At 71.8% G+C, this 24,195-nt stretch carries 24 protein-coding genes; 8 read left to right on the top strand and 16 right to left on the bottom strand.

Annotated elements, in window-relative coordinates:
• Positions 1-17 precede the first annotated feature (17 nt).
• Positions 18-545 carry a YbhB/YbcL family Raf kinase inhibitor-like protein gene (locus ADK67_RS38355; RefSeq protein WP_053721517.1) on the top strand — a complete coding sequence of 176 codons (528 nt, stop codon included), beginning with the start codon at positions 18-20 and terminating at the stop codon, positions 543-545.
• A 110-nt stretch (positions 546-655) separates the two neighbouring features.
• The gene (locus tag ADK67_RS38360; protein WP_053721518.1) at positions 656-2,032 is read left to right on the top strand and encodes a mycothione reductase; all 1,377 of its coding nucleotides are present in this window, start codon (positions 656-658) and stop codon (positions 2,030-2,032) included.
• 196 nt (positions 2,033-2,228) lie between these two features.
• Here ADK67_RS38360 and ADK67_RS38365 read toward each other — a convergent pair whose 3' ends face one another.
• A complete protein-coding gene (locus ADK67_RS38365; RefSeq protein ID WP_231648559.1) occupies positions 2,229-3,416 on the bottom strand; it encodes an MFS transporter in 1,188 nt (395 codons plus the stop codon).
• A gap of 152 nt (positions 3,417-3,568) precedes the next feature.
• Here ADK67_RS38365 and ADK67_RS38370 point away from each other — a divergent pair, with 152 nt between their 5' ends.
• A complete protein-coding gene (locus ADK67_RS38370) occupies positions 3,569-4,240 on the top strand; it encodes a FadR/GntR family transcriptional regulator (protein WP_053721482.1) in 672 nt (223 codons plus the stop codon).
• Positions 4,241-4,529: 289 nt separating this feature from the next.
• On the opposite strand, the gene ADK67_RS38375 is transcribed toward ADK67_RS38370, so the two are convergent.
• Positions 4,530-5,438, bottom strand: a complete 909-nt coding sequence (locus tag ADK67_RS38375) for a LysR family transcriptional regulator (RefSeq protein ID WP_053721483.1) — start codon at positions 5,436-5,438, stop codon at positions 4,530-4,532.
• A gap of 73 nt (positions 5,439-5,511) precedes the next feature.
• On the opposite strand from ADK67_RS38375, the gene ADK67_RS38380 reads away from it, so the two are divergent.
• Complete coding sequence (locus ADK67_RS38380; protein WP_053721484.1) at positions 5,512-6,411, top strand: EamA family transporter; 900 nt, start codon at positions 5,512-5,514, stop codon at positions 6,409-6,411.
• Here ADK67_RS38380 and ADK67_RS38385 read toward each other — a convergent pair.
• Positions 6,397-8,460, bottom strand: a complete 2,064-nt coding sequence (locus ADK67_RS38385; protein WP_157621338.1) for an ATP-binding protein — start codon at positions 8,458-8,460, stop codon at positions 6,397-6,399. The genes ADK67_RS38380 and ADK67_RS38385 overlap by 15 nt on opposite strands.
• Positions 8,461-8,526: 66 nt before the next feature.
• Between ADK67_RS38385 and ADK67_RS38390 the strand changes: the two genes are divergently transcribed.
• Complete coding sequence (locus ADK67_RS38390; RefSeq protein WP_231648560.1) at positions 8,527-9,459, top strand: pentapeptide repeat-containing protein; 933 nt, start codon at positions 8,527-8,529, stop codon at positions 9,457-9,459.
• Positions 9,460-9,796: 337 nt separating this feature from the next.
• Here ADK67_RS38390 and ADK67_RS38395 read toward each other — a convergent pair whose 3' ends face one another.
• Positions 9,797-11,320, bottom strand: a complete 1,524-nt coding sequence (locus tag ADK67_RS38395) for a cobyric acid synthase (protein ID WP_053721486.1) — start codon at positions 11,318-11,320, stop codon at positions 9,797-9,799.
• Positions 11,321-11,362: 42 nt separating this feature from the next.
• Between ADK67_RS38395 and ADK67_RS38400 the strand changes: the two genes are divergently transcribed.
• The gene (locus ADK67_RS38400; protein WP_053721521.1) at positions 11,363-12,061 is read left to right on the top strand and encodes an alpha/beta fold hydrolase; all 699 of its coding nucleotides are present in this window, start codon (positions 11,363-11,365) and stop codon (positions 12,059-12,061) included.
• On the opposite strand, the gene map is transcribed toward ADK67_RS38400, so the two are convergent.
• From map to dxr, 8 genes are all read right to left on the bottom strand, one after another.
• Complete coding sequence (gene map, locus ADK67_RS38405; RefSeq protein WP_053721487.1) at positions 12,048-12,905, bottom strand: type I methionyl aminopeptidase; 858 nt, start codon at positions 12,903-12,905, stop codon at positions 12,048-12,050. The genes ADK67_RS38400 and map overlap by 14 nt on opposite strands.
• Positions 12,906-12,953: 48 nt before the next feature.
• Entirely contained in the window at positions 12,954-13,361 is a 408-nt protein-coding gene (locus tag ADK67_RS38410) for a type II toxin-antitoxin system VapC family toxin (protein WP_053721488.1), read from the bottom strand.
• Positions 13,358-13,633, bottom strand: coding sequence for a type II toxin-antitoxin system Phd/YefM family antitoxin (locus tag ADK67_RS38415; RefSeq protein WP_053721489.1), 276 nt, complete (start codon positions 13,631-13,633; stop codon positions 13,358-13,360). Before ADK67_RS38415 ends, ADK67_RS38410 begins: the two co-directional genes overlap by 4 nt.
• A gap of 33 nt (positions 13,634-13,666) precedes the next feature.
• Positions 13,667-15,466: a penicillin-binding transpeptidase domain-containing protein gene (locus ADK67_RS38420; RefSeq protein WP_053721490.1), complete on the bottom strand. Its 1,800-nt coding sequence runs from the start codon at positions 15,464-15,466 to the stop codon at positions 13,667-13,669.
• Between the two features lie 45 nt (positions 15,467-15,511).
• Entirely contained in the window at positions 15,512-16,366 is an 855-nt protein-coding gene (locus tag ADK67_RS38425; protein WP_053721491.1) for a GNAT family N-acetyltransferase, read from the bottom strand.
• 122 nt (positions 16,367-16,488) lie between these two features.
• Positions 16,489-17,646 (bottom strand): flavodoxin-dependent (E)-4-hydroxy-3-methylbut-2-enyl-diphosphate synthase, encoded by a 1,158-nt coding sequence (ispG, locus tag ADK67_RS38430; RefSeq protein ID WP_053721492.1) that lies wholly within the window; start codon positions 17,644-17,646, stop codon positions 16,489-16,491.
• 22 nt (positions 17,647-17,668) lie between these two features.
• On the bottom strand, positions 17,669-18,865 hold the full coding sequence (locus tag ADK67_RS38435; RefSeq protein ID WP_053721493.1) for a M50 family metallopeptidase: 1,197 nt from the start codon (positions 18,863-18,865) through the stop codon (positions 17,669-17,671).
• Between the two features lies 1 nt (position 18,866).
• The gene (dxr, locus tag ADK67_RS38440; protein ID WP_053721494.1) at positions 18,867-20,087 is read right to left on the bottom strand and encodes a 1-deoxy-D-xylulose-5-phosphate reductoisomerase; all 1,221 of its coding nucleotides are present in this window, start codon (positions 20,085-20,087) and stop codon (positions 18,867-18,869) included.
• Between the two features lie 155 nt (positions 20,088-20,242).
• Between dxr and ADK67_RS38445 the strand changes: the two genes are divergently transcribed.
• Complete coding sequence (locus tag ADK67_RS38445; RefSeq protein ID WP_053721495.1) at positions 20,243-20,512, top strand: GlsB/YeaQ/YmgE family stress response membrane protein; 270 nt, start codon at positions 20,243-20,245, stop codon at positions 20,510-20,512.
• A gap of 73 nt (positions 20,513-20,585) precedes the next feature.
• Here the strand turns inward: ADK67_RS38445 and ADK67_RS38450 are convergent, their stop codons facing one another.
• On the bottom strand, positions 20,586-21,236 hold the full coding sequence (locus ADK67_RS38450; protein WP_053721496.1) for a response regulator: 651 nt from the start codon (positions 21,234-21,236) through the stop codon (positions 20,586-20,588).
• A 2-nt stretch (positions 21,237-21,238) separates the two neighbouring features.
• Entirely contained in the window at positions 21,239-22,891 is a 1,653-nt protein-coding gene (locus ADK67_RS38455; RefSeq protein ID WP_231648561.1) for a sensor histidine kinase, read from the bottom strand.
• 218 nt (positions 22,892-23,109) lie between these two features.
• Here ADK67_RS38455 and ADK67_RS38460 point away from each other — a divergent pair, with 218 nt between their 5' ends.
• The gene (locus ADK67_RS38460) at positions 23,110-23,367 is read left to right on the top strand and encodes a DUF2631 domain-containing protein (RefSeq protein ID WP_053721522.1); all 258 of its coding nucleotides are present in this window, start codon (positions 23,110-23,112) and stop codon (positions 23,365-23,367) included.
• Positions 23,368-23,500: 133 nt separating this feature from the next.
• Here the strand turns inward: ADK67_RS38460 and ADK67_RS38465 are convergent, their stop codons facing one another.
• Positions 23,501-23,932, bottom strand: coding sequence for a type II toxin-antitoxin system VapC family toxin (locus ADK67_RS38465; RefSeq protein WP_053721498.1), 432 nt, complete (start codon positions 23,930-23,932; stop codon positions 23,501-23,503).
• On the bottom strand, positions 23,929-24,174 hold the full coding sequence (locus ADK67_RS38470; RefSeq protein ID WP_053721499.1) for a FitA-like ribbon-helix-helix domain-containing protein: 246 nt from the start codon (positions 24,172-24,174) through the stop codon (positions 23,929-23,931). Before ADK67_RS38470 ends, ADK67_RS38465 begins: the two co-directional genes overlap by 4 nt.
• Between the last annotated feature and the right edge of the window lie 21 nt (positions 24,175-24,195).

Genomic DNA, 24,195 nt, shown 5'->3' on the forward strand with positions numbered 1-24,195 from the left:
CACGTGTGGAGGACCTGATGAGCCTCGAACGCCCCGTCGCGCCCGACCCCTACGCCCTCCTGCCGCAGGTGGCGTCGTTCACCGTCAGCTCGACCGACGTGTCCGACGGCCAACACCTGGCCGAGGCGCACGTGTTCGAGGGCGGCAACACCTCGCCGCAGCTGAGCTGGACCGGGTTCCCGGAGGAGACCAAGAGCTTCGTGGTGACCTGCTTCGACCCGGACGCCCCGACCCCCTCGGGCTTCTGGCACTGGGTCGCGGTGAACCTCCCGGCGTCCGTCACCTCGCTCGACACCGGCGCGGGCGCCTCGGACGACGCGCTGCCCGCCGGCGCGTTCCACGTCCGCAGCGACTTCGGCACCCGCGCGTTCGGCGGCGCCGCCCCACCGGCCGGCGACCAGGTGCACCGGTACTACTTCGTGGTGCACGCGGTCGACGTCGACAAGCTGGACGTGGACGGCGACGCCTCCCCCGCCGTGGTGAGCTTCAACCTGGCGTTCCACACGCTGGCCCGCGCGATCCTCGTGCCGACCTACGCACACTGAACACCGCCGAAGACCCACGACCCCGACCACCGAACCGTGGTCCAAACCCGCCGACCGATCGACACCGACCACCGGGAACAAGCGCCTCACGTCGCGGGTTGCAGCACGACGTGAGGCACTTCGACCTGGTCATCATCGGCACCGGTTCCGGCAACTCCATCGCGGACGAGCGGTTCGCCGGCTGGAACATCGCGATCGTCGAGAAGGGTGTGTTCGGCGGCACGTGCCTGAACGTCGGGTGCATCCCCACGAAGATGTTCGTGCACACCGCCGACGTCGCCGCCGCACCCGCCTCGGGCGCGCGGCTGGGCGTGGACGCCCACCTGGACGGCGTGCGGTGGACCGACGTGCGTGACCGGATCTTCGGCCGCATCGACCCGATCTCCGAGGGTGGCCGCCACTGGCGGGCCGAGGAGAACGCCAACGTCACCGTCTACGCGGGCACGGCCCGGTTCACCGGCCCGAAGACCCTCGACACGGGCACCGGCGAGGTGATCACCGCGGACCGGTTCGTGCTCGCCGCGGGCAGCCGCCCGGTCATCCCGGACGTCGCCGACCTCGACTCCGTCGGCTACCACACCAGCGACACGATCATGCGGCTCGACGCCCTGCCCCCTCGCCTCACCATCCTGGGCAGCGGTTTCGTGGCGGCGGAGTTCGCGCACGTGTTCTCGTCGTTCGGCGTGCGGGTGACCGTGGTCGGGCGGTCCGACCAGCTCCTGCGCCACGAGGACCACGAGATCGCCACCCGGTTCACCGAGACCGCCTCGGCGAAGTGGGACGTGCGGCTCAAGCGCAAGGCGGTGCGGGCCGAGCGGGTCGACGGCGTGGTGCGGCTGCACCTGGAGGGCCCGGACGGTGCCGAGGTCGTGGAGTCCGAGGAGCTGCTGGTCGCGGTCGGCCGCACACCCAACTCGGACCTGCTCGACCTGGCCGCCACCGGCGTGGACGTGCACCCCGACGGCCGCGTGGTCGTGGACGAGCACCAGCGCACGTCCGTCGAGGGCATCTACGCGCTGGGCGACGTCAGCTCGGAGTACCAGCTCAAGCACGTGGCCAACCACGAGGCGCGGGTCGTGCAGCACAACCTGCTGCACCCGGACGAGCCGATCGCCTCGGACCACCGGTTCGTGCCGGCGGCCGTCTTCTCGTCGCCGCAGATCGCGTCGGTCGGGTTGACCGAGGAGCAGGCCGTCGAGCGCGGCGTGCGGTACGTGGCGGCGTCGCAGGCCTACGCGTCGATCGCGTACGGCTGGGCGATGGAGGACACGACCGGGTTCGCGAAGGTGCTGGCCGACCCCGACACGGGCCTGATCCTGGGCGCGCACGTGATCGGGCCGCAGGCGTCGAGCGTGATCCAGCCGGTGATCCAGGCGATGAGCTTCGGCCTCGACGCCCGGACGATGGCCCGCGGGCAGTACTGGATCCACCCGGCGATGCCCGAGGTCATCGAGAACGCGCTGCTCAACCTGCCCCTGGCGAACTGAGCGCCCGCGCGAGCAGCACGGACACAGGAGACCCGGTCGTACCCCTCGTGCGACCGGGTCTCCGTTCTGTCCGTAACCGACACATCGCGCCGGGAAGTCGAGGCGTTATCAGGTACCGAAGCCGGCACCGAACCGCCCGGACCTCACCGAGCCAAACCACACAGAGCCGGACCGCACAGGGCTGGACCGTGCGGGGCTAGACCGTGCGCGGCCGACCGGCGACCCACCCGAGACCGGTCAGCACCACCAGCAACCCCACCAGGACCAGCATCGACACCGTCCAGGTGCCCGTCACACCCCGCAGCACCCCGAACGCGAACGGCCCGGCCGCCGAGATCAGGTACCCGATGCTCTGCGCCATCGCCGACAGCCGCGCCGTGTCCGCGCCGGACGCCGTCCGCAACGAGATCACCAGCAGCGCGAGCGGGAACATGCCCATCCCCACGCCGATCAGCACGACCCACAACCCGGGCGCCGCGCCGGGCGCGAGGGCCAGCCCGAGCACGCCCAGCACCGACAGCACGCCCAGCACCAGGACCAGCCACGACTGCCCCGACCACCGCGCGGCCAACGGCGGCACGATCAGGCTCACCGGCACGCCGAGCACCATCGTGATGGCCAGCAGCAGCCCGGCCGTCGTCCGGTCCACCCCGGCGTCGACGAGGATCTGCGGCAACCAGCCCATCACCGTGTACGCCAACAGCGACTGAAGCCCGAAGAACACCGTGATCACCCAGGCGAGCGGGCTGCGGAACAACGACCGCCCGGCCCGCACCGGCCGCACCACCGGCCGTGCGGACAACCCGTGCCGCGCACCGGCCAGCCACACCAGCAACGCCGCCGCCGACAGGAACGCCCAGGCGCCGACGGCCAACCGCCAGGAGCCGAACGTCGACTCCAGCCCCGGCGTGAACGCCGCGCCCAACGCCGCGCCGGCCGCCAGCGCCGCCGTGTAGACACCCGTCACCAGGCCGACCCGGCCCGGGAACGACTCCTTCACCACCACCGGGATCAGCACGTTGCACACCGCGATGCCCGCGCACGCGATGAACGTGCCGCCGAGCACCGCCGCCGGGCCGTCCACGACGCGCAGCACCAGGCCGACCGTCAGCACGAGCAACGACAGCGCGACCGCCCGGGCCATCCCGAGCCGCCGACCCATCCAGGGCGCGAGGAACGCGGCGAAACCGAAGCACAGCGTCGGCACGGCGGTCAGCACGCTCGTCCACGCGGTGGAGACGCCCAACGACGTGCGCACATCACCCAGCACGGACGCCAGGCTCGTCACGGCGGGGCGGAGGTTCGCGGCGGCCAGCGCTACGCCGATCGCCAACAGGGTGCTGCCGACCAGGGCAACTTGGCGGTTCCGCCGCACCTCACCCACGGCAGTGCGGCCAGGATGGTCGGCGATCGTCGCATCGGCACCGCCATCGGTGGCAATGTGGGCGTTCGACGGTGACCAGTCTGGCCGGGTCTGCTGGATTGGCACCGGCCTACTATCGCAGACATGGGATGTTCGGATGAAAGGATGTCGCTGTGCCGTTGGCCACTACCCGGCGGGCCGGGCTCGTCGACCAGGTGATCGACCAGATGAGGGGCGCGATCGCCGCCGGTGAATGGCCGGTCGGCCGGCGCATCCCACCGGAGCCGGAGCTGGTCACCGCCCTGGGCGTGGGTCGCAACACCGTGCGGGAGGCGGTGCGCGCGTTGTCCCACGCCGGTCTGCTGGAGGTGCGGCAGGGCGACGGCACGTTCGTCCGCGCGACCAGCGAGCTGTCCGGCGCCGTCCGCCGGATGTGCGGCAGCGAGCTGCGCGAGGTCCTCCAGGTGCGCCGGACGCTGGAGGTGGAGGGCGCCCGCCTGGCCGCGACCCACCGCACCGACGAGGAGGTCCGCAGGCTCGAGGAACTGCTGGCCGAGCGGGACGAGGCGCTGACCGCGAAGGACTGGGCACGGCTGGTGGAGCGGGACACCGCGTTCCACGTGATGCTCGTCCAGTGCTCGCACAACACCCTGCTGGCCGAGCTGTACCAGGGTCTGACCGAGGCGGTCCGGGCCAGCATCACGGCCACCGTGGAAACCGACCACGAGGACGACCACGTGTCGCACACCGGCCTGCTCGACGCCGTGCGCGACCGTGACGCGGCCCGGGCCGCGGCCGAGGCGGGCGGCTTCCTGGAGGAGTTGTTGGAGCGGCACAAGGACTGAGGGCGGTCCGCGACCGAGGCAGCGAGGTCATCACGCCGTTCCGGGGTCGAGGTCCGCAGGCCGACTACGACCTGCGGGCACGTCTCGCCGGCGTGCGTTCTTCCGGGCCCGCCCGGCGGGCAAGGGCTTTCACGCCGGGGCGGAGACCTCCCGCGGTGGCGGATTTCCGCAGGAGGCCTCCTGGTGAGTGGCTTGAACGGGCCCAGACCAGAACCCCGACGACCCACTTCGATAGTCGTCGCAAACGTGCCCGCCGCAACCGCGGGATGCCCGATCGTTACCTGTCACCTCAAGCGGTCTCCCGCTGCTCCCAACAGTCCCGCAACGCCGCCAGGGTCGCGGTCACGGCGGGACGACGGCTCGCCTGTGTGCGCCACACCGCGAACACCCGGCGCGTCGGGGTCGGCCGGAACGGCACCGCGCGCACCGAGTCCGGCAACGCGCCGCGGCCGAGCCGGGGCAGCAGCGCCACGCCGATCCCCTTGGCCAGCAACGACAACTGCGTCTCGTACTCGGCGATCCGGTAGGCCAGGTCGGGTTCCATGCCCGCGCCGCGGAAGGTGTTCACCAGCCAGTCGTGGCAGATCGTCCCCTCCGGCTGGCAGATCCACCGCTCGCCCGCCAAGTCCTCCGGCACGACGGAATCCCGCTCCGCCAACGGGTGCCCGACGGGCAGCAGCACGTCGGCGACGTCCTCGCCGAGCCGCACCCGGGACACCGGCTCGGGCACGGCCAGCGGCGCGTTGACCCAGTCGTGCGTGACGGCCAGGTCCAGCTCGCCGCGCGCCACCGCCTCCAGGCAGTCCGGCGGGTCGAGTTCGACCAGCCGCACGTCCAACTGGGGGTGTCGCTCCGCCAACCGGACCACCGCCGCGGGCAGCAGGCCGCGCGCGGCGGTGGCGAACGCGCCGACCCGCAACTCGCCGACGGCGGCGCCGCGCTGCTCCTCCAACGCCACCTCGGCGTGCTCGACGAGCGCCAGCACCTGCCCGGCGGTGGCCGACAGCAGGTGCGCGGCGTCGGTCAGCGCGACACCGCGGCCACGGCGTTCCAGCAGCGTGGTGCGGGTCTCCCGTTCCAGCTTGGCGATCTGCTGCGACACCGCCGACGGCGTGTAGCCCAACGCCGTCGCCGCCGCGCCGACCGAGCCGTGCTGCGCGACCGCGTGCAGGGCGCGGAGCCGTCCGAGATCCAACATGTAGCGATTCTAAACCGAAAGCTTCAGCACTCGTCGCTAGTGCTAAACGGTGGGAGCGCTGAGACTCGGTGGCGTGAAACCACGCCACGTCGCGATCGCGGTGCTCGTCGCCACCATCTGGGGGTTCAACTTCGTCGTCATCAAGGTCGGTCTGCGCGACTTCCCGCCGCTGTTCTTCTCCGCGCTGCGGTTCCTGGCCGCCGCCGTGCCGGCGCTGTGGTTCGTCGGCAGGCCCAAGGTGGCGTGGAAGTGGGTCGTCGCGGTCGCGTTGGCGCTCGGCGTGGCCAAGTTCGGGTTGGTGTTCGTCGGGATGGCGGCCGGGATGCCCGCCGGGCTGTCGTCCCTGGTGCTGCAGAGCCAGGTGTTCTTCACCGTGCTGTTCGCGGCCGTGCTGCTGCGGGAACGGCCGCGACCCGTGCAGCTCGCCGGGATGGGCGTGGCGGCGGCGGGGATCGTGGTGATCGCGTTCGACTACGGCGTCGGCAGCCCGATCTCGGCGTTCCTGCTGGTGGTCCTGGGCGCGGTGGCGTGGGGCCTGGCCAACGTCGCGACCCGGTACGCCCGGCCGCCGGACCCGATCAACTTCATCGTGTGGGTCAGCGCGCTGGCGGTGCTTCCGCTGCTCGGGCTGTCGCTCGTCTTCGAGGGCCCGGCCGCCGACCTGGCCGCGTTGCGGAACCTGAGCTGGACCGGCGTCGGCGCGATCCTGTTCATCGCGTGGGTGTCGACGCTGCTCGGCTTCGGGCTGTGGAACCTGCTGCTGCGGACCTACGAGGCGAGCGCCGTCGTGCCGTTCGCGCTGCTGGTGCCGGTGGCGGGGATGCTGTCCGGCTGGCTGCTGCTGGACGAGACGATCACCGCGGTCCGCCTCGGCGCGGCGGCGCTGGTGATCGTCGGCATGGCCGCGACCACGGTGAGACGACGCGAACCCCGCGTGCCGGAGCCGGAACTGGTCGGGTCAGCCGCTCGGTAAGTGCGGCGGCGACTGCGGGTGCGACTCCGGCGGGATCTGCGGCGACTGCGGCGGGATCGGCGGCGGTGATTCCGACGGCGGCGATGCCGGTGCCGTCGGTGACGTCGGGGGCAGCTTCGCCAGCCGCTTCCGGACGCTGCGGACCATGTCGTCCCGGCCCAGCTCCTCGTACCGCCGGATCGCCTCGCGCCACCAGTGCCGCGCCATCTCGTGGTCGTGCAGCCGCCGGGACAGGATGCCGCGCGACACCGACACCCGCGCCTCGCGGAGCCGGTCGGCGTGCTCGGTCGCCAGCCGCATCGCCGCGGTGTAGTACTCGTACGCCGAACCGTGCCGGCGCCGTTCACGGGCGACCGTGCCCAGGTTGAACAGGATGTCCGCCTCACCCCGCCAGTCGCCCAGCTCGCGGTACAGGTCCAGCGCCTCGTCGTAGTACTCCTGCGCGGCGTGCAGCTCACGGGCCCGGCGGGCGATCGAGCCGAGGTTGTGCAGCGCCTGCGCGGTGCCCGGCCGGTCGCCCGACTCCCGGCTCAGCGCCAGGAACTCCCGGTACCACCGGCGGGCTTCCTGGCGGTGGCGCGTGTCGCGTCCGAGGCGGGCCAGCCGGTGCACGGCCTGCGCCTCGGCCGCCCGATCACCGATCCGCTTCGCCGTCTCCAGCGCGAACGCGTAGAGCATCCGGCAGTCGTCCCAGTGCCGCCGGTAGAACAGGAACCCGGTGAGCAGGAACGCCAGCCGCAGCGCCCGCTCGGGGTGCCCCTCCCGGTCCGCCACCAGCACGGCGTCGACCAGGGTCGGGTGCTCGACGTCGAACCACGCCAACGCCTCGCGGGAGATCTCGTGCGCCGGGTTGCGCCGCGCGTCGGCCCGCCGCGTGGCCTCGGCGTAGTGGTCGAGCAGGCGCACCACCGCGCGCTCGCGCTCCGCCGCGGGCTCGTCGGCCGCCACCCGTTCCTTGGCGTACAGCCGGAGCAGGTCGTGCCAGCGGAACCACCCGCGCGGCTCGCCCGCCTCGATCATGTGCGCCCGGCGCAACGACGTCAGCAGCTTCTCGGCCTCCCGCGGCGGCAGGTCCGCCAACGCCGACGCGGCGGCCACGCCCACCTGCCGGCCCGGGTTGAGCGACAGCAGGCGGAACAGCCTCGCTGCGGCAGGCGTGAGCCGGTGGTAGGACAGGTCGAACGCGGCGCGCACGCGCGGGCTGTCGCCGAACGACAGCTCCCCGAGCCTCGTCGACGCCTCGCCCAACGCGGCCACCAGGGCGTCCAGCGGCTGGTCCGGGTCGGCGACCAGGGTCGCGGCCACGATGCTCAACGCCAGCGGCAGGTGCCCGCACAGCCGGACCAGCTCGGCCGCGGCCTCCGGGTCGGCCACCACCCGGTCGTCCTCCGGCCGCGCCGCGCGCACCGCACCGTCCAGCAGGCTCACCGCCTCGGCCGGGTCGAGCACGTTCAGGTCGAGCAGCCGGGCGCCCATGAGGTCACCCGGCGTGTCACGGCTGGTGACCAGGACGCGGTGGGTGCGCGTGCCCGGCAGCAGCGGGCGCACCTGGTCCGCGGACGACGCGTTGTCCAGCACGACCAGCGCGGGCGGCAGCTCCGCGAGCTTCGACCGGTACAGCGCCTCGCGCCCCGCCCGCTCGTCGGGGATGTGCTCGGCGTGCACGCCCAACGCGCGCAGGAACGTGGACAGCGCCACGTCCGGGGTCAGCCTGGCCCGCTCGTCGTAGCCCTGCAGGTCGATGAACAGCACACCGCCGGGGAACCAGCCCGCCGCGACCGCGTCGTGCGCCGCCCGCACCGCCAACGTCGTCTTGCCCACGCCGGCGAGACCCGTCACGACCGAGAGCACCACGGGAGGCGAGGCGGCCGGGTCCTGGCTCGGCCGCAACGACTGCGCCAGCGCGTCGAGGGCCGCCGCACGGCCGGCGAACAGGTCCACCGGCGGCAGACCGGCCAGCGCGACGGGCGCGGGCTCGGTGAAGGCGACGTCCCGCGCCTGGATCAGCGGCCCCGTCACCGACCCGCTCATGTCGTTGCGCGAATCCACCACACGCCTTTCTACCGCCCGCATCGGTGATTGACGACCCGCCGGCGGTCCGCTGGGCTGGAGGTCGTGGAGCACCGCGTGCTGTCGGCCAGGACGATCGTGCTCTGGGCGGTCGGGCTCGGCGTCGTGGCCGTGGCGTCCGTCGTGCTCCTGCTGGCCACGCTGGGGTCCGGCGAGCCGCAGGACGGCGTGCGGCTGGACGTGGTCCGCACCGCCTCCAGCATTGTGCTCGGCACGGGCGGCGCGGCGGCGTTGCTGCTCACCGCGCGCCGCCAGCGCTACGCCGAGCTCGACCTCGTGCAGAAGGACCACGACGCGACCGAGCGCCGCGTCACCGAGCTGTACGGCAAGGCCGCCGACCAGCTGGGCAGCGACAAGGCGCCGGTGCGGCTGGCCGGGCTGTACGCGCTGGAACGGCTGGCGCAGGGCAACCCCGCCCACCGGCAGACGATCGTGAACCTGATCTGCGCCTACCTGCGGATGCCGTTCACCCCGCCGCCGGAGGTCCGGGCCAGGACGCGGATCGGGCCGCGCGACGCGCACCGGTTCCAGGAGCTGGAGGTGCGGCAGACCGCCACCGCCCTGCTGGCCGCGCACCTGCGCCCGGACCGGCCCGAGGCGTTCTGGGCCGACATCGCGCTCGACCTGTCCAACGCCACGCTGGTCAAGCCGACCCTGACGCACGCGCGGATCAGGGCGGCGTCGTTCGCCGGCAGCACGTTCGTCGGCGCGGCGACGTTCCGCGGCACCGAGTTCACCGGCACGGCGGACTTCCGCGACACGTGGTTCCGCGACCTGGCCGACTTCCGACGGGTGGAGTTCGGCGAATCGGTGTTCCGGGGCGCGGTGTTCGAAGGCGGCACGGACTTCGGCGTGCACACCGCGGCCAAGCTCACCGGCGCCCGGACGCGGACCCGTGACGTGCGGCGGAAGTGGCCGGCGGGGTGGGTGGAGCAGCCCGCCGAGCCGGACTGGGCCGTGCTCGTCGCCCCGCGGTGAAGCCTCGTGACCCGAACGGGCGACGTATCCCCCGGCCCGTCGTCGGTACCTTCAGTGTGTGACTACCCGTGAGCGGAGGTGTGACGTGTGCGCCTTCTTCCGCATGTCCCTCCGCGTACAAGGGCTCACCAACCGGCCGTCCGCCTAGGACGGCACTGATTCCCCCACGCACTGATGCGACCGCACGGCCCACGACGGGACCACGCGGGTAGGTCCGCCCGGCTTGCCGGTCGGGCAGCCGCCCGCCACCGTCGCCGAGCCGGTCGCCCACGCGACTCCGTCCACCGGTGGCACTACCGCGCGGCTTGTCGGTCGCGCGCACCGCGGACGGACGCCGTCAGGCGACAGGCGGAGCACCGGCGGGAGGGATGACCGGAAGTCCCGGCGGCGCGCCCTTCTCCAACAACGCCCACACCGCGTCGGTGTCGAGGTGGTCGGCGACCAGGTCGCCGAGCAGGTCGAGCTGCGCGGACCGCCGTCCGGCGAAGTCGACGTCCGGCGCGGGGGTGAACCCGTCCCGTCCCGCGTGACCGGAGGCCCAGCGCAGGAACGCGCGGCGGAAACCGTCGTTCTCCAGCAGCCCGTGCCAGTGCGTGCCGGCGACCCGGCCGCGCAGCGCGCCCTCCGGCGTGCCGTCCGGCAGGGTGACCAGGCCGTCTTCGGCGTTGCGGGTGACCACGCCGTGGTGGATCTCGTAGCCGGTGACGGGTTCGCCGAACGCGTCGCCGCGCGGCCGGCGCAGCGTCTTGTCCGCCTCGAACCGCACGTCCACGTCGAGCAGGCCCAACCCCGCCACCGCGCCCGCGCGCGACTCCACCGCGTCCTCGATCGTCCGGCCGAGCATCTGGAACCCGCCGCAGAGGCCGAGCACCGGCCCGTCGTGCGCGGCGATCGCGTCGGCCAGGCCGGTGGCGCGCAGCCAGCGCAGGTCGTCCACGGTCGCCTTCGAGCCGGGCACCACCACGAGGTCCGCGTCGGCCAGCCGGGACGGCTCGGTGACGAACCGCACCGACACGCCCGGCTCGCACGCCAGCGCCTCCACGTCCGTGGCGTTGGAGATCCGCGGCAACCGCACCACGGCCACCCGGAGCCACTGGTCGCCGTGCGGCGGCTCGGGACGGCCGATCACGCCGTCCGCCGCGTACGACAGGGAGTCCTCCGCGTCCAGCCACAGCTCCTCCCGCCACGGCAGCACGCCGAGCACGGGGCGTCCGGTGAGGGCGTTCAGCTGCCGCAGGCCCGGTTCGAGCAACGCCGGGTCGCCGCGGAACTTGTTCACCACGAACCCGGAGACCAGCGCCTGGTCGGCCGGGTCGAGCAGGGCCAGCGTGCCGAACAGGTGCGCGAACACCCCGCCCCGGTCGATGTCGCCGACCACGAGCACCGGCAGGTCGGCCGCTCGCGCCAAGCCCATGTTCGCGATGTCGTTCGCCCGCAGGTTGATCTCGGCGGGCGAGCCCGCGCCCTCGCAGACCACCACCTCGAACTCGTCGCGCAGGCCGTCGAGCGTGGTCAGGACCGTGGTGAACAGCTCGGCCTTGCGCTCGCGGTAGGACAGCGCGGACACCTCGCCGACGGCCCGCCCCAGCACCACGACCTGCGAACTGCGGTCGCCGCCCGGCTTGAGCAGCACCGGGTTGAACCGCACGCTCGGCTCCAGCCCGCACGCGGCGGCCTGCACCGCCTGCGCGCGGCCGATCTCGCCCCCGTCGGGCGTCACGACCGAGTTGTTGGACATGTTCTGCGCCTTGAACGGCGCCGTCCGCACCCCTTGCCGGGCCAGCCACCTGCACAGACCTGCCGCCAGCACGCTCTTCCCCGCGTCCGACGTGGTGCCGGCCACCAGCAACGCACTGCGCACAATGTCCCCTCGTTGTCGGTCCAGGCTGACATCATCCACGGCATGGTCGACGTCCCCGCCACCGCAGTCCTGGTGCACAGCCCCTACCTCGGGCCCGCGAGCCTGCGCCCGCTCGCCGGCGCGCTGGCCGAACTCGGGCACCCCGTGGTGCTGCTCGACCTGCGGGTGACGGTCAACGCCGCGCCCGTGCACCAGCGGCTGCTCGGGGTGTTCGCCGACGCCGTGGAGGACTCCCTGGTGGAGGGCGACCTGGTGCTCGTGGGGCACAGCGGCGCCGGTCCGCTGCTGCCCGCGTTCGCCGACGCCCTGGAGACGCCCGTGCGCGGGCTCGTGTTCCTCGACGCCGACCTGCCCACACCGGGCCGGAGCTGGCGTGACGACGCGCCCGCCGAGCGGATGGCGCACCTGAAGACCATCTCGCGGGACGGGCTGATGCCGCGCTGGGACCTGTGGTTCGCGCCCGAGGCGCTGTCGGCGATGGTGCCGGACGTGCGGCTGCTGGAGGAGATCGTGGCCGAGGCGCCCGAGGTGCCGCTGGCGTTCCTGAAGGAACCCCGGCCCACCGTGGCGTGGACCGGGCCGTGCTCGTACGTGAAGCTCAGCCCCGCCTACGACGACGCCGCCGCGGCGGCCCGTGAGCTCGGCTGGCCCGTGGTGGAGCTGGACAGCCACCACCTGGGCGCGGTGACGTCACCCGACGAGGTGGCGGCGACCCTCGTGCCGCTGCTCAGCAGACCGTGAGGATCTCCGCGCCGTCCGCGGTGACCACGATCGTGTGCTCGAACTGGGCGGTCCAGCTCTTGTCACGGGTGGTCACCGTCCAGCCGTCGTCCCACAGGTCGTGCTCGATGCCGCCGAGGGTGATCATCGGCTCGATGGTGAACGTCATGCCCTCTTCGATCACCGTGGGCACGTGCGGCGCGTCGTAGTGCAGCACGACCAGGCCGCTGTGGAAGGTGCGGCCGATGCCGTGGCCGGTGAAGTCGCGCACCACGCCGTAGCCGAAGCGGTTGGCGTAGGACTCGATGACGCGGCCGACCACGTTGAGCTGCCGTCCCGGCTTCACGGCCTTGATGGCGCGCATGGTGGCCTCGTGCGTGCGTTCGACCAGGAGGCGGGCCTCGTCGCTCACGTCGCCGGCGAGGAACGTGGCGTTCGTGTCGCCGTGCACGCCGCCGATGTAGGCGGTGACGTCGACGTTGACGATGTCACCGTCCTCGACCACGGTCGAGTCGGGGATGCCGTGGCAGATGACCTCGTTCAGCGAGGTGCAGCAGGACTTGGGGAAACCGCGGTAGCCGAGCGTGGACGGGTACGCGCCGTTGTCGCACAGGAACTCGTGCGCGACCGCGTCGATCTCGTCGGTGGTCACGCCGGGCACGACCACCTTGCCCGCCTCCTGCAACGCCTGCGCCGCCAGCCTGCCCGCGACGCGCATCGCCTCGATCACGTCGGGCGGCTGCACCCACGGATCGGTGTTGCGCTTGGGTTCAGGCCGGTCGACGTACTCGGGCCGCTGGATCTGGGCGGGCACCGGACGGCGCGGGGACAGCACACCTGGCTGGAGGACGGCACGCACGGACATGCCCTCCAGATTACGGCTCTGCGTGATGAGGCATGCGCCACGTGTCCCCTACGCGGTCGGCTCGACCGTTCCGGGCGAGGCGATCGGCAGGCCCATCTGGTCGGCGGCGGTCAGAAGTCGCTTGTCGTAGGCCACGAACGCGTCGAGGTCCACGCGCAACCGCAAGGCCGACGCGAGGTGGATCGCGTCGAGCGACTTGAGCGGCAGCGGCAACGCGCCGGCCGCGTCCAAAAGGTCCATGGTCATGGTCATCTGGTCGAGCTCGACCAGGATCAACGTGGCTTGCCTGATCGCCTCGTCGCCTTCGGCGCGCACGGCTCGGATCAGCTCGACCCTGGCGAGCGAGCTGCTGACCAGCCGAGTACCGGCTCGGTCGTCCAGCCAGGCGCGCAGCGCGGATGTCTCGGCCTCGGTTCGGACCAGCTTGGCCAGTGCCGAGGTGTCGAGGTAGATCACCAACGCTCCTCGTCCCGCATCTGGCGCAGCACTTCCGAGATCGGCGTGCCCGACGTGGCGGGCAACGGTTCGGGCAGCCGCCCACCTCGGCCGCGGAGCAGCTCACCGTTGGCGACGAGTTGGTCCCGCAGACTCGACGTCCCGTTCTGCGGAGGGACGATCTCGGCGACCACACGACCGTGATCGGTCACCGCGATCCGTTCCCCGGCCTCGGCCCGCCGCACGTACTCACTCGCGTGGTGGCGGAGTTCGCGAAGTCCGATCCGATCCATGTATAACATGGTATCACATTGACGTTGGTCTGTTCAGCCCAACGCGGCCAGGAAGCGGGCGGAGGCGTCGACTGCCGGGGCGGAGCTGTTGGTGCCCAGGAGCAGGGTCGCGAACGCCACGTCGCCGCGGTAGCCGACGAACCAGCCGTGGGAGTTCGTGCCGTCGCCGAACTGGGCCGTGCCCGTCTTGCCCCGCACGTCCCCGTACGGCTTGAGCTGCGGTGCGGTGCCGGAGTCGACCACTTCCCGCATCATCGCCCGCAACGGCTCCAGCACGGCGGGCGACGGCGGGGTCGGGGTGTGGTCGACCTTCGTCTCACGGCCCTTCAGCAGCGTCGGCACCGGCATCTTGCCCGCCGCCGTCGTCGCCGCCACCAGGGCCATGCCGAACGGGCTCGCCAGCAGCTTGCCCTGGCCGAAGCCGTCCTCCGCCCGCTCCACCACGTCGGTGGCGGGCGGCACGGAGCCGGTGATCGTGGTGATCGCCGGGATCTCGAAGTCGACCCCGAGGCCGAACGAGTCCGCCGCCTTGGTCAGCTCGTCCGGTGCCATCCCGGCCGCGAGCTGCGCGAACGTCGTGTTGCACGAGAACGCGAACGCCGAGTGCAGCGGGATCGTGCCCTTGTCGAACTCGTGGTCGTTCGGCACGATCCGCCGACCGTCGATGACCGCCTTGCCCGGGCACGGCAGCGGGCTGTCCGCCGTCGCCTGCCCGGACGCCAGGGCCGCCGCCGCGGTCACGATCTTGAACGTCGACCCGGGCGGGTAGCGGCCCATCAACGCCATCGGGCCCTCCGCGTCGGCCGGGCCGTTCTGCGCCACCGCCAGCACCTCGCCGGTCGACGCCTGCAACGCGACCAGCATCGCCGCCTGCGGCACGGGCTCCAGCGCGTCCTCCGCCGCCACCTGCACGGTCCGGCTCAACGCGGTCGAGATCGCCTGCGCCGCCTCGGGCGCCTGCTCGTGCAGCGTCTCCACCTCGTCACCGGCCGCGTTCACCGTGTAGACGCGCAGCCCGGCCCGGCCGGCGATCTCCTCCTCCACCGCCTTGCGCACGGCGGGCAGCACCTGCGAACCGAACGTGCGCGACGGCGCCAGCAGGCTCGTCTGGGTGGTGAACCGCACCCCCGGCAGCTCGTAGATCGCGGGCTTCACGGTCTGGTAGTCCGCGTCCCGCAGCGCGGCCACCTGGTACACCTGCCCCGCAGGCACCTTCGACACCCCGTCCACGATCGACTGCTGCGTGATCGCGGCGTCGATCGGCGTCAGTGCCGCGGCCAGCGCACCGGCCACCGCGCCGACGTCACCGGCTTCCTTGGCGTCGAGCAGGATCGACACGACCTGCTCCGGCGCGAGCAGCGGCGTGCCGTCCCGGTCCAGCACGGGCGCCAGCGCGGGCTTCACCTCGGCCACGCCGAGCGACTGCTGCACGGCGAGCTTGGGGTGCACGACCGAAGGCGCCCAGTGCACCTTCCAGTCGTCCTCCTCGCGCCGCAGGTCGAACTTCGTCTGGTAGCTCCACGCGTGGTCGTGCCCGAGGTCCCAGTCCAGCTGCGCGGTGGCGTCCGCGGTGGTCGACTCGCCCGCCGAGCGCACCTGCTCGACCTTGGCGGCCAGGCCCTCGGGCTTGAGCACCTCGCGGACCTTGGCCAGCACGTCCTTGGCGCCGCCGGGGTCGTCGGTCAGGCCGGCCGCGCCGTCGACGTCACCGGCGGCGAGCTTCGCGAGGAAGTCGCCCGCCACCTGGTCCGGACCGGGACGTGAGGAGAACAGGCCGCAGCCGCTGACGAGCAGCAGGACCACCCCGAAGAGGGCCACCTTGCGCGCGATCACGGCGCCGAGTATGCCGGGTGCCGCCGACCGCGCGGCGGGTCGGTCTCAGAACAGCACGGTCGCGTACTGGCCCACCTGCGAGAACCCGATCTTGCGGTACGCGGCCTTGGCCACGTCGTTGTAGGAGTTCACGTACAGCGACGCGGTCCGGCCCAGGCCCCTGACCAGGCGTTCGGCCACCGCCGCGGTGCCCGCCGCGCCGATGCCCTGCCCACGGCGGTCCGGCCGCACCCACACGCCCTGGATCTGGCCGACCTGCGCCGACATGGCCCCGATCTCGGCCTTGAACACCACCTCGCCGCCCTCGAACCGGGCGAACGCCCGCCCGCCCGCGATCAGCTCGGCCACCCGCGCCCGGTAGGACACGCCGCCGTCCTCGGCGCACGGGTCGACGCCGACCTCCTCGATGAACATCGCGATCGCGGCGGGCAGGTACCGGTCGAGCTCGTCAGGTCGGACGGGCCGGACGAGCGGGTCCAGCGGGATCGACGGCGAGCCGCCCAGCGCCATCAACGGCTGGTCGGCGCGGACCTCGCGGGCCGGTCCCCAGTCCGGGGACAGCTCCTCCCACAGGCCGAGCACCTGCTCGGAGGGCCCGACCAGGGACGAGCACATGCGGCCGCGGCGGCGGGCGCGGTCGGCGAAGCCGCGCAGCGCGGTCGTGTTGCCGCGCAGCGGGATGAGGTTCGGGCCGGCGAAGCAGAGGGCGTCGACCCGGCCGCCTCGCAGCGACCGGTGGTCGTACGCCCACACCTCGCCGCCCAGCCGCCACGGATCAAGGCCCGCGACCTCGACCCGTGCGGCGACCATGCAGGACGCCACCGGGTCGGCCGCGAGCACGGCGAGGACCTCGGTGAGGTCCCGCTCGTCGAGCAGGCGCGCGCCAGCCAACCTCAGCACGCCGTCAAGCCTGCCAGATCGACCCCGTTACCCGCGCGTCCGCCACCCGCTCAGCCGACTGCCGGCCCGCGTTCGGCACTCTCGGCCACGGTCGAGCCACGCTCCGGCACCCGTGCGGGCCCTCAGCCGACCGTGACGACCGGTTCGCCGCCTTCGACGGTCTCGCCCATCTCCTCGGCGATCCGCATGGCCTCTTCGATCAGGGTCTCCACGATCTGGTGCTCGGGCACGGTCTTCACGACCTTGCCCTTCACGAAGATCTGCCCCTTGCCGTTGCCGGAGGCGACACCCAGGTCGGCCTCGCGCGCCTCACCGGGCCCGTTCACGACGCAACCCATCACGGCGACCCGCAGCGGCACCTCCATGCCCTCCAGACCGGCCGTGACCTGCTCCGCCAGCGTGTAGACGTCGACCTGGGCGCGACCGCAGGACGGGCACGACACGATCTCCAGCTTGCGCGGGCGCAGGTTGAGCGACTGCAGGATCTGGTGCCCGACCTTCACCTCCTCCACCGGAGGAGCCGACAGCGACACCCGGATCGTGTCGCCGATGCCCTGCCGCAGCAGCGCGCCGAACGCCACCGCCGACTTGATCGTGCCCTGGAACGCCGGGCCCGCCTCCGTCACACCGAGGTGCAGCGGGTAGTCGCACTGCGCGGCCAGCAGCTCGTACGCCCGGACCATGACCACCGGGTCGTTGTGCTTGACCGAGATCTTCAGGTCGTGGAAGTCGTGCTCGGCGAACAGCGACGCCTCCCACAGCGCCGACTCGGCCAGCGCCTCGGGCGTCGCCTTCCCGTACTTCGCCATCAACCGCGGGTCGAGCGAGCCGGCGTTCACGCCGATCCGGATCGGCGTGCCGTGGTCCCGCGCCGCCGCCGCGATCTCCTTGACCTTGTCGTCGAACTTCTTGATGTTGCCCGGGTTCACCCGCACGGCCGCGCACCCGGCCTCGATCGCCGCGAACACGTACTTCGGCTGGAAGTGGATGTCCGCGATCACCGGGATCTGCGACTTCTTCGCGATCGCCGCCAGGGCGTCCGCGTCGTCCTGCGTCGGGCACGCCACGCGCACGATGTCGCACCCGGCCGCGGTCAGCTCGGCGATCTGCTGGAGCGTGGCGTTCACGTCCGCCGTCACGGTCGTCGTCATCGACTGCACCGACACCGGGAACTCACTGCCGACGCCCACCGAACCCACCATGAGCTGGCGGGTCTTGCGCCGCTCCGACAACACCGGAGGAGGCATCGCCGGCAGACCGAGCATGACGCCGTCACTCATGAACTGGCACCTCTCACTGGGATCACTGGAACAGCTTGATCGGGTTGACGATGTCCGCCGTGATCGTCAGCAGCGTGACCGACCCGCCGACGAAGATCACGAAGTAGGTCAACGGCAATAGTCGCAGGTAGTTGACCGGTGCGCCGGCCGGCAGCCCGCGCAGCTTCCGGATCCAGTTTCGCACCCGTTCGTACAGGTTGACGGCGATGTGACCACCGTCAAGCGGCAGCAGCGGCAGGAGGTTGAACACACCGACGAAGAAGTTCAGCCCCGCCAGCATCAGCCAGAACAGCTGCCACAGGCCGCGGTCGACCGCCTCGCCGCCGAGCCTGCTCGCGCCGACCACGCTGACCGGGCTGTCGATGTCGCGCTCGGCGCCGCCGATGGCCTCGATCACGGCCGGGATCTTCTTCGGGAAGTTGATCAGACCGCGCCAGGTGTTCTCGAACATCGTGCCGGTGAACGACGTCGCGCCGCCGATCGCGGTGATCGCGTTGTACTCGAAGTTGCGCTGCTGGATGACGCCGATCGCGCCGATCTCGGTCTTGTAGCGCGTGCCGTCCTTGCGCTCCAGCTCGCGCTCGACCCGGGCCACGTCGGCGGTGAGGGTCAGCTCCTGACCGTCGCGGAGCACCTTGAACTCGGTCGTGCCGGACCGCTCGCGGGTCTTCTCCAGCACGTTCGCCCACGTCGGGGTGGCCGTGCCGGCCACGGCCACGATCTCGTCGCCGACCTGGAAGCCCGCGTCCTTGGCCGGGGACGGCGCGCCGGGCGCGCACTCGGCGTCGGTGCTGCTCTGCACGCACGGCGCGACCTCGGCGATCAGCGCGCTGTCCCGCAGGTTCGGGATGCCCATGGTGAAGGCCATGAAGTACAAGATGACGAAGCCGACGATGAAGTGGGTGATGGAGCCCGCGGACAGCACCACCACGCGCTTCCAGGTCTTCTGCCGGTTGAACGCGCGGTGCTGGTCCTCCGGCGCGACCTCCTCCAGCGCGGTCATGCCGGTGATCTCGCAGAAGCCGCCCGCCGGGATGGCCTTGATGCCGTACTCGGTCTCACCGCGGCGGAAGGACCAGATCTTCGGTCCGAACCCGATGAAGTACCGGGTCACCTTCATCCCGAACATCTTCGCCGTGGCCAGGTGGCCGAGCTCGTGCAGCGCGATCGAGATGCCGATGAGCACGGCGAACAGCAGAATGCCCAGAAAAACGAGCACGTCAGTCCCTTCCAGACCCCACCGAAGTGGCCACGAGTTCCCGCGCCCGCGCCCGGGCCCATTGCTCCGCCGCGAGGACTTCGTCGACGTCGACCGGCTCGTGCGCCCAGCCGTCCGCCTCCGCGAGCACTCCTGCCACAGTGTCCACGATGGAGGTGAACGACGTGCCGCCGCCGAGGAAGACCGCGACCGCTTCCTCGTTCGCCGCGTTGTAGACCGCCGGCAGGCAGCCGCCCCCGGAGCCCGCCTGCCTGGCCAGCCGCACCGCCGGGAACGTCTCGTCGTCCAGCGGCTCGAACGTCCACGCCGTCGCCACGTCGAAAGTACACGCGGCGGCCGCGCCGGGGACGCGGTCGGGCCAGCCGAGGGCCAGCGCGATCGGCAGCTTCATGTCCGGCGGGCTGGCCTGGGCGAGCGTGGAGCCGTCGGTGAACGTGACCATCGAGTGCACGACCGACTGCGGGTGCACGACCACGTCGATGCGGTCGTAGGGCACGCCGAACAGCAGCTGCGCCTCGATCAGCTCCAGCCCTTTGTTGACCAGGGTGGCCGAGTTGATGGTGATGACGGGGCCCATCGACCACGTCGGGTGCGCCATGGCCTCGCGCGCGGTGACGTCGGCCAGCTCGGCGCGCGTGCGGCCGCGGAACGGGCCGCCGGACGCGGTAAGTACCAGCTTGGCCACCTCGTCGGCCCGGCCGCCGCGCAGGCACTGGGCCAGGGCGGAGTGCTCGGAGTCGACCGGCACGAGCTGACCCGGCTTGGCCGCCTTGAGCACGAGCGGACCGCCCGCGATCAGCGATTCCTTGTTGGCCAGCGCCAGCGTCGCGCCCGCCTTGAGGGCGTGCAGCGTCGGCGCCAGGCCGATCGAGCCGGTGATGCCGTTGAGCACCACGTCGGCGGGGGTGGAGTCGACCAGGTCGGTCATCGCGGTCGGGCCGGCGAGGATGCGCGGCAGCTTGAACGCGCCTTGGGCGTAGCCGCGCTTCTGCGCCTCGGCGTAGAGGGCGAGCGTGACGTCCTCGACCGCGGTGGCCCGGGCGACGGCCACGGCCTGGACGCCGAACTCGACGGCCTGGGCGGCGAGGGCGGCCGGATCGGCGCCGCCGGCGGCCAGTCCGACCACGGTGAACCGGTCGCGGTTGGCGGCGATGACGTCGAGGGCCTGGGTGCCGACCGACCCGGTGGACCCGAGTACCAGGACCGTGCGTGGTGTGCTCATCACAGCCCATTGTTCCCGAGCCGACCTGATAGCCCGCACAGCGGTACTTCGATAACAGAACGGTAACGGGAGCGTGGTGTCACCCGAACGTGGGCATTCCTCGATCAAGCGCCCCGACGGATCCACCGTCGCGGCCATCAGGAAGGAGAGCCCCCGTGGGCATCTTGGGTTGGATCGTCCTCGGCCTCATCGCGGGTGCCATCGCCAAGGCCATCATGCCAGGTCGGGACCCCGGCGGCATCATCATCACGATGCTGCTCGGCATTGTCGGCGCCATCATCGGCGGTTTCGTCGGCCGGGCCATTTTCGGGACCGACATCAACACCTTCTTCGACCTGAGCACTTGGCTGCTCGCCATCCTCGGCTCGTTGATCGTGCTGGGTGTCTACCGCATGGTGACCGGTTCCCGAACCACCAGGGCGTGACGCCGTCCGGAGCAAGTGACCACTCGGGGTGTGCCCCGTCGGGAAGCCGGCGGGGCACACCCGCGCGCGCTCCTCAGTTCGCCAGCCCGGCGTCACGGGCGAGCAACGCCGCCTGCACCCGGTTCGTGAGCCCGAGCTTGGCCAGCAGCCTGCTCACGTAGGTCTTCACGGTCGCCTCGCTCATGTGCAGCCGCTGCCCGACGTCGGCGTTCGACATCCCCAGCCCGAGCAGGGACAACACCTCGACCTCGCGTTCGGTCAGCCCCTCGACCTGGCGCATCGCCGCCTGCCGGCGAGGCTGGCCCACCTGCGCCACCATGCCCACCACGCGGCTCGTCACCATGGGTGACAGATATGCCTCGCCCGAGTGAACGGCACGCACCGCGCGCAGCAACTCCTCCGGGGCGGAGTCCTTCAGCAGGAACCCGGCGGCGCCGTCGGACAGCGCCCGGACGATGTTGTCGTCCTCGCCGAACGTGGTGAGCATCACGACCCGCACCGAGGGCGCGACGGTCCGCAGCTCGCGTGCGGCGGCCAGGCCGTCCAGCCGGGGCATCCGGATGTCGAGCACGGCGACGTCCACCCGCCGTTCCAGGGCGATGCGGACGGCTTCCCGCCCGTCACCGGCCTCGGCGACCAGCTCGATGTCGTCGGCGGTGCCGAGGATGGCCTTGATGCCCGCGCGCATCAGCGGCTCGTCGTCGGCGATGAGGACCCGGATCACTGTCACATCCCCTGCAAGTGGGTGTTCTTCTCGACCAGCGTGCCGTCGGCGAAGCAGAACCGCACGATCTTGGCCGCCCGCGACGAGTAGGTCTGCACGTCGGCCACGCGGTACTCGCACCGTGCGCCGTCGGGTTCCGGCGCGGCGTCGGAGTTGATGTCGCCCAACGGCGGCTCGGCGCCGCCCGGGAGCCTGGCCATCACCTCCGCCTCCGACTGCCCGACGGACACCGAGTCGTACAACTCGTCGGACACCACCTTAGTGACGGGCTGTGACCCGATCCACGTGTAGCCGCCGACGACCACGAGCACCACGATCCCGGCCAGCACGATCGAGCCGACACCGGCCCACTTGCGGATGCCGGTCGGCTTGGCCGGCTCCGGCTGCTCGTCGTCGGACGGCTCGTCGCCCGGCGCGGCGGTGTCCTCGTACGGCAGCACGGCCGCGATGCGGAACCCGCCGGTCGGCAGCTCGCCGACGTGCAGCATGCCGCCCGCCAGCCGCACCCGCTCGCCCAGCCCGATCAGGCCGAACCCGGCGCCGCCCGGCAGCTTGGCCCGGGGCGGGTTGTTGCGCACCTCCACCACCAGCGCGTCCGGCTCGTACTTCACCGTCACCTGCACGCTCGCGCCCGGCGCGTGCTTGTTGGCGTTGGTCAGGCCCTCCTGGGCGATGCGGTACGCGGCGTGGCTGACCTTCGCGGGCAGCGGCACGGACTGGCCGCCGCGGACCAGGCTGACCCGCACACCGGCCCGCCGCGCGCCGTCGACCAGCTCGTCGATCGCGTCCACGGTCCGGTTGTCGGCCCCGCCGACGGCCGCGCGGTCCTCTTCCGGCTCCTCGTCGCGCCGCAGCACGCCGATGACGCCGCGCAGCTCCTCCATCGCGGTGAGGGCCGCGCTGCGCAGCACCTGCACCGCCTCGCGCTGGCGCTCGCCGAGGCCGCTGTCCATGGCCAGCGCGCCCGCGTGCACGGAGATGAGGCTGAGCCGGTGGCCGAGGCTGTCGTGCATGTCCTGGGCGATCCGGTTGCGCTCGCGCAGCCGCACCTGGCGCGACACCATCCGCCGCTCGCGCACCACCCGTTCCTCGCGCTCCTGCAACGCCGCGACCAGCGCGTTCCGCTGCGCGACGTACCGGCCGACCAGGAACGGCAGCGCCACGACCATGCAGTAGACGGTCAGCATCACCCACTGGCCGAACGGCCCGGACAGGCCGGGCGCGGACACACCCCAGGCGAACATGTGCAGCGCAAGCGCGAGGACGGCGGTGAGCAGCGAGCGCTGCCACGGCGTGATCCGGTAGCCGGCGGAGTAGGAGAGCATCACCACCATCGCGATGCCGCCGTGCTCGGCGCTGAAGACCACCCACGTGGCGGCCAGCAGGGCAAGGGCCGGGAACAGGAGCCTGCCCAGGAAGATCGCGACGTACCCGACGCCCAGGCCGATCAACGTCCACCCGGACAGCCGCCAGTTGCCGGAGATCCAGCCGGGGAACACGTCCAGGCCGAGGAGCACGACGATGGCCAGCACCTCGCGCGCCACGCGCCAGGGCGTGACCTGGCCGAGGCGCTCGGCGTGGGCGCGCAGGAACGCGGCGGGCGCCTCCCGGAGGTCCGGCAGGACGGGCCGGAGCCGCTGAACGACAGACGTCACAGGGGACAACGGTAAAGAACCGACCGACCGCCGGCCGCGTTCATTGGTCTCGAACGTTTCCGACGAAAGTTGACGCAGGTGACGCGCGGTGGGCCCGCCAGGCGACCACGAGCGCGCCCGCGACCGGCGGTGCCGCGCACCTCACGTCTCACCCCGTGTGCGCGTGTGCGACGATGACGCCGTTGGTGAACGTGATCGGGCAGGAAGGTCGTGCGGCTGTGTCTTCGTCCTCGGAACTGGACAAGCGTCCGGCGGTCGACACCCACGAAGAGCCGTCGGCCGAGTGGGGCTGGCACGGCACCTTCCCCAAGGGCATCAAGATCGCGGGCTGGCTCTCCACCCTCGCGGTCTTCTCGCTGCTGATCGGCAACCACCACGGCCGAACCGAAAACCTCTGGGTGATCCTCACGGGCCTCGCCATGGCCGCCCTGCTGATCTGGGACCAGGTCCGCAGCCGCACCTCCTGGCGCCGCTAGGTCGCCCTGGCGGCCTCTCACCAGGCCCCGTCGACTCACTTTCCCTTACGGCCGACTTTCCTCATTCGGAAACTCGGACGACCAGGAAAGTTGCGGCCATGGCCCGGTTTTCGCGAACGGAGAAGCCGCCCGTTCACAACTCGGAGGCGTCGCCCCACGGGTCGAGCAGCGTGATGCCGGTACCGATGAAGTCCTTGGTGTTTCGTGTCGCCAGGCGAGCCGCATAGCGTCGGCAGACCGCGGCGATCTGGGCATCGGCCATGCTGATCGGACGACCCTGCTCCTCACGCGTTGCCGCGATCTCGCCGTAGTACTCGGCAGCCACACCGTCGAAGGGCAAGACCTGATCTTGGAAGTCCTCGGCCAGGAGTTCCGCGACCCTGGCGGCGAGCAAGGTCTTGCGTTGGCCGTCCGGTAGTCGAGCGACCCCGTAAACGAGTTCGGCGGCGGTCACGGCCGTGATGAAGACCTCGTCAGCCGGGTACTGATCAACCCAACGGACCACGGTGTCGTCCGGAACCTGCCTCATCAGTTCGGAGACGACGTTGGTGTCGAGAACGATCACTCGAGGAACTCCGCCGCCCGCGCTCGCTCCGCACGCCGCGGAGGCTCGATCGACAGGTCGCCCACGTCGCTGAACCGCCGGCGAATCCTCGACCCCATCCCCGGGCCAGGTGTCGGCTTGGTCAACGCCGAGGCGAGGATCGCTCGCACTTCGGCTTCCATCGAGCGGCCGTGTTCTGCAGCGCGAACCCGAAGCTTGGCCTTCAAGCCCTCGTCAAGATCGCGGATCGTCAACGTCGCCATGAGCCCACCCCAATGCCATCA

It is taken from the genome of Saccharothrix sp. NRRL B-16348 (genome assembly GCF_001280085.1).
Classification (GTDB): domain Bacteria; phylum Actinomycetota; class Actinomycetes; order Mycobacteriales; family Pseudonocardiaceae; genus Actinosynnema.

Bases quoted from the DNA above. Each gene is read 5' to 3' on its own strand.
- ADK67_RS38355 (WP_053721517.1), top strand. From the start codon at position 18: ATGAGCCTCGAACGCCCCGTCGCGCCCGACCCCTACGCCCTCCTGCCG.
- ADK67_RS38375 (WP_053721483.1), bottom strand. From the start codon at position 5,438: ATGTTGGATCTCGGACGGCTCCGCGCCCTGCACGCGGTCGCGCAGCAC.
- ADK67_RS38400 (WP_053721521.1), top strand. From the start codon at position 11,363: ATGGTCGACGTCCCCGCCACCGCAGTCCTGGTGCACAGCCCCTACCTC.
- map (WP_053721487.1), bottom strand. From the start codon at position 12,905: ATGTCCGTGCGTGCCGTCCTCCAGCCAGGTGTGCTGTCCCCGCGCCGT.
- ADK67_RS38415 (WP_053721489.1), bottom strand. From the start codon at position 13,633: ATGGATCGGATCGGACTTCGCGAACTCCGCCACCACGCGAGTGAGTAC.
- ispG (WP_053721492.1), bottom strand. From the start codon at position 17,646: ATGAGTGACGGCGTCATGCTCGGTCTGCCGGCGATGCCTCCTCCGGTG.
- dxr (WP_053721494.1), bottom strand. From the start codon at position 20,087: ATGAGCACACCACGCACGGTCCTGGTACTCGGGTCCACCGGGTCGGTC.
- ADK67_RS38470 (WP_053721499.1), bottom strand. From the start codon at position 24,174: ATGGCGACGTTGACGATCCGCGATCTTGACGAGGGCTTGAAGGCCAAG.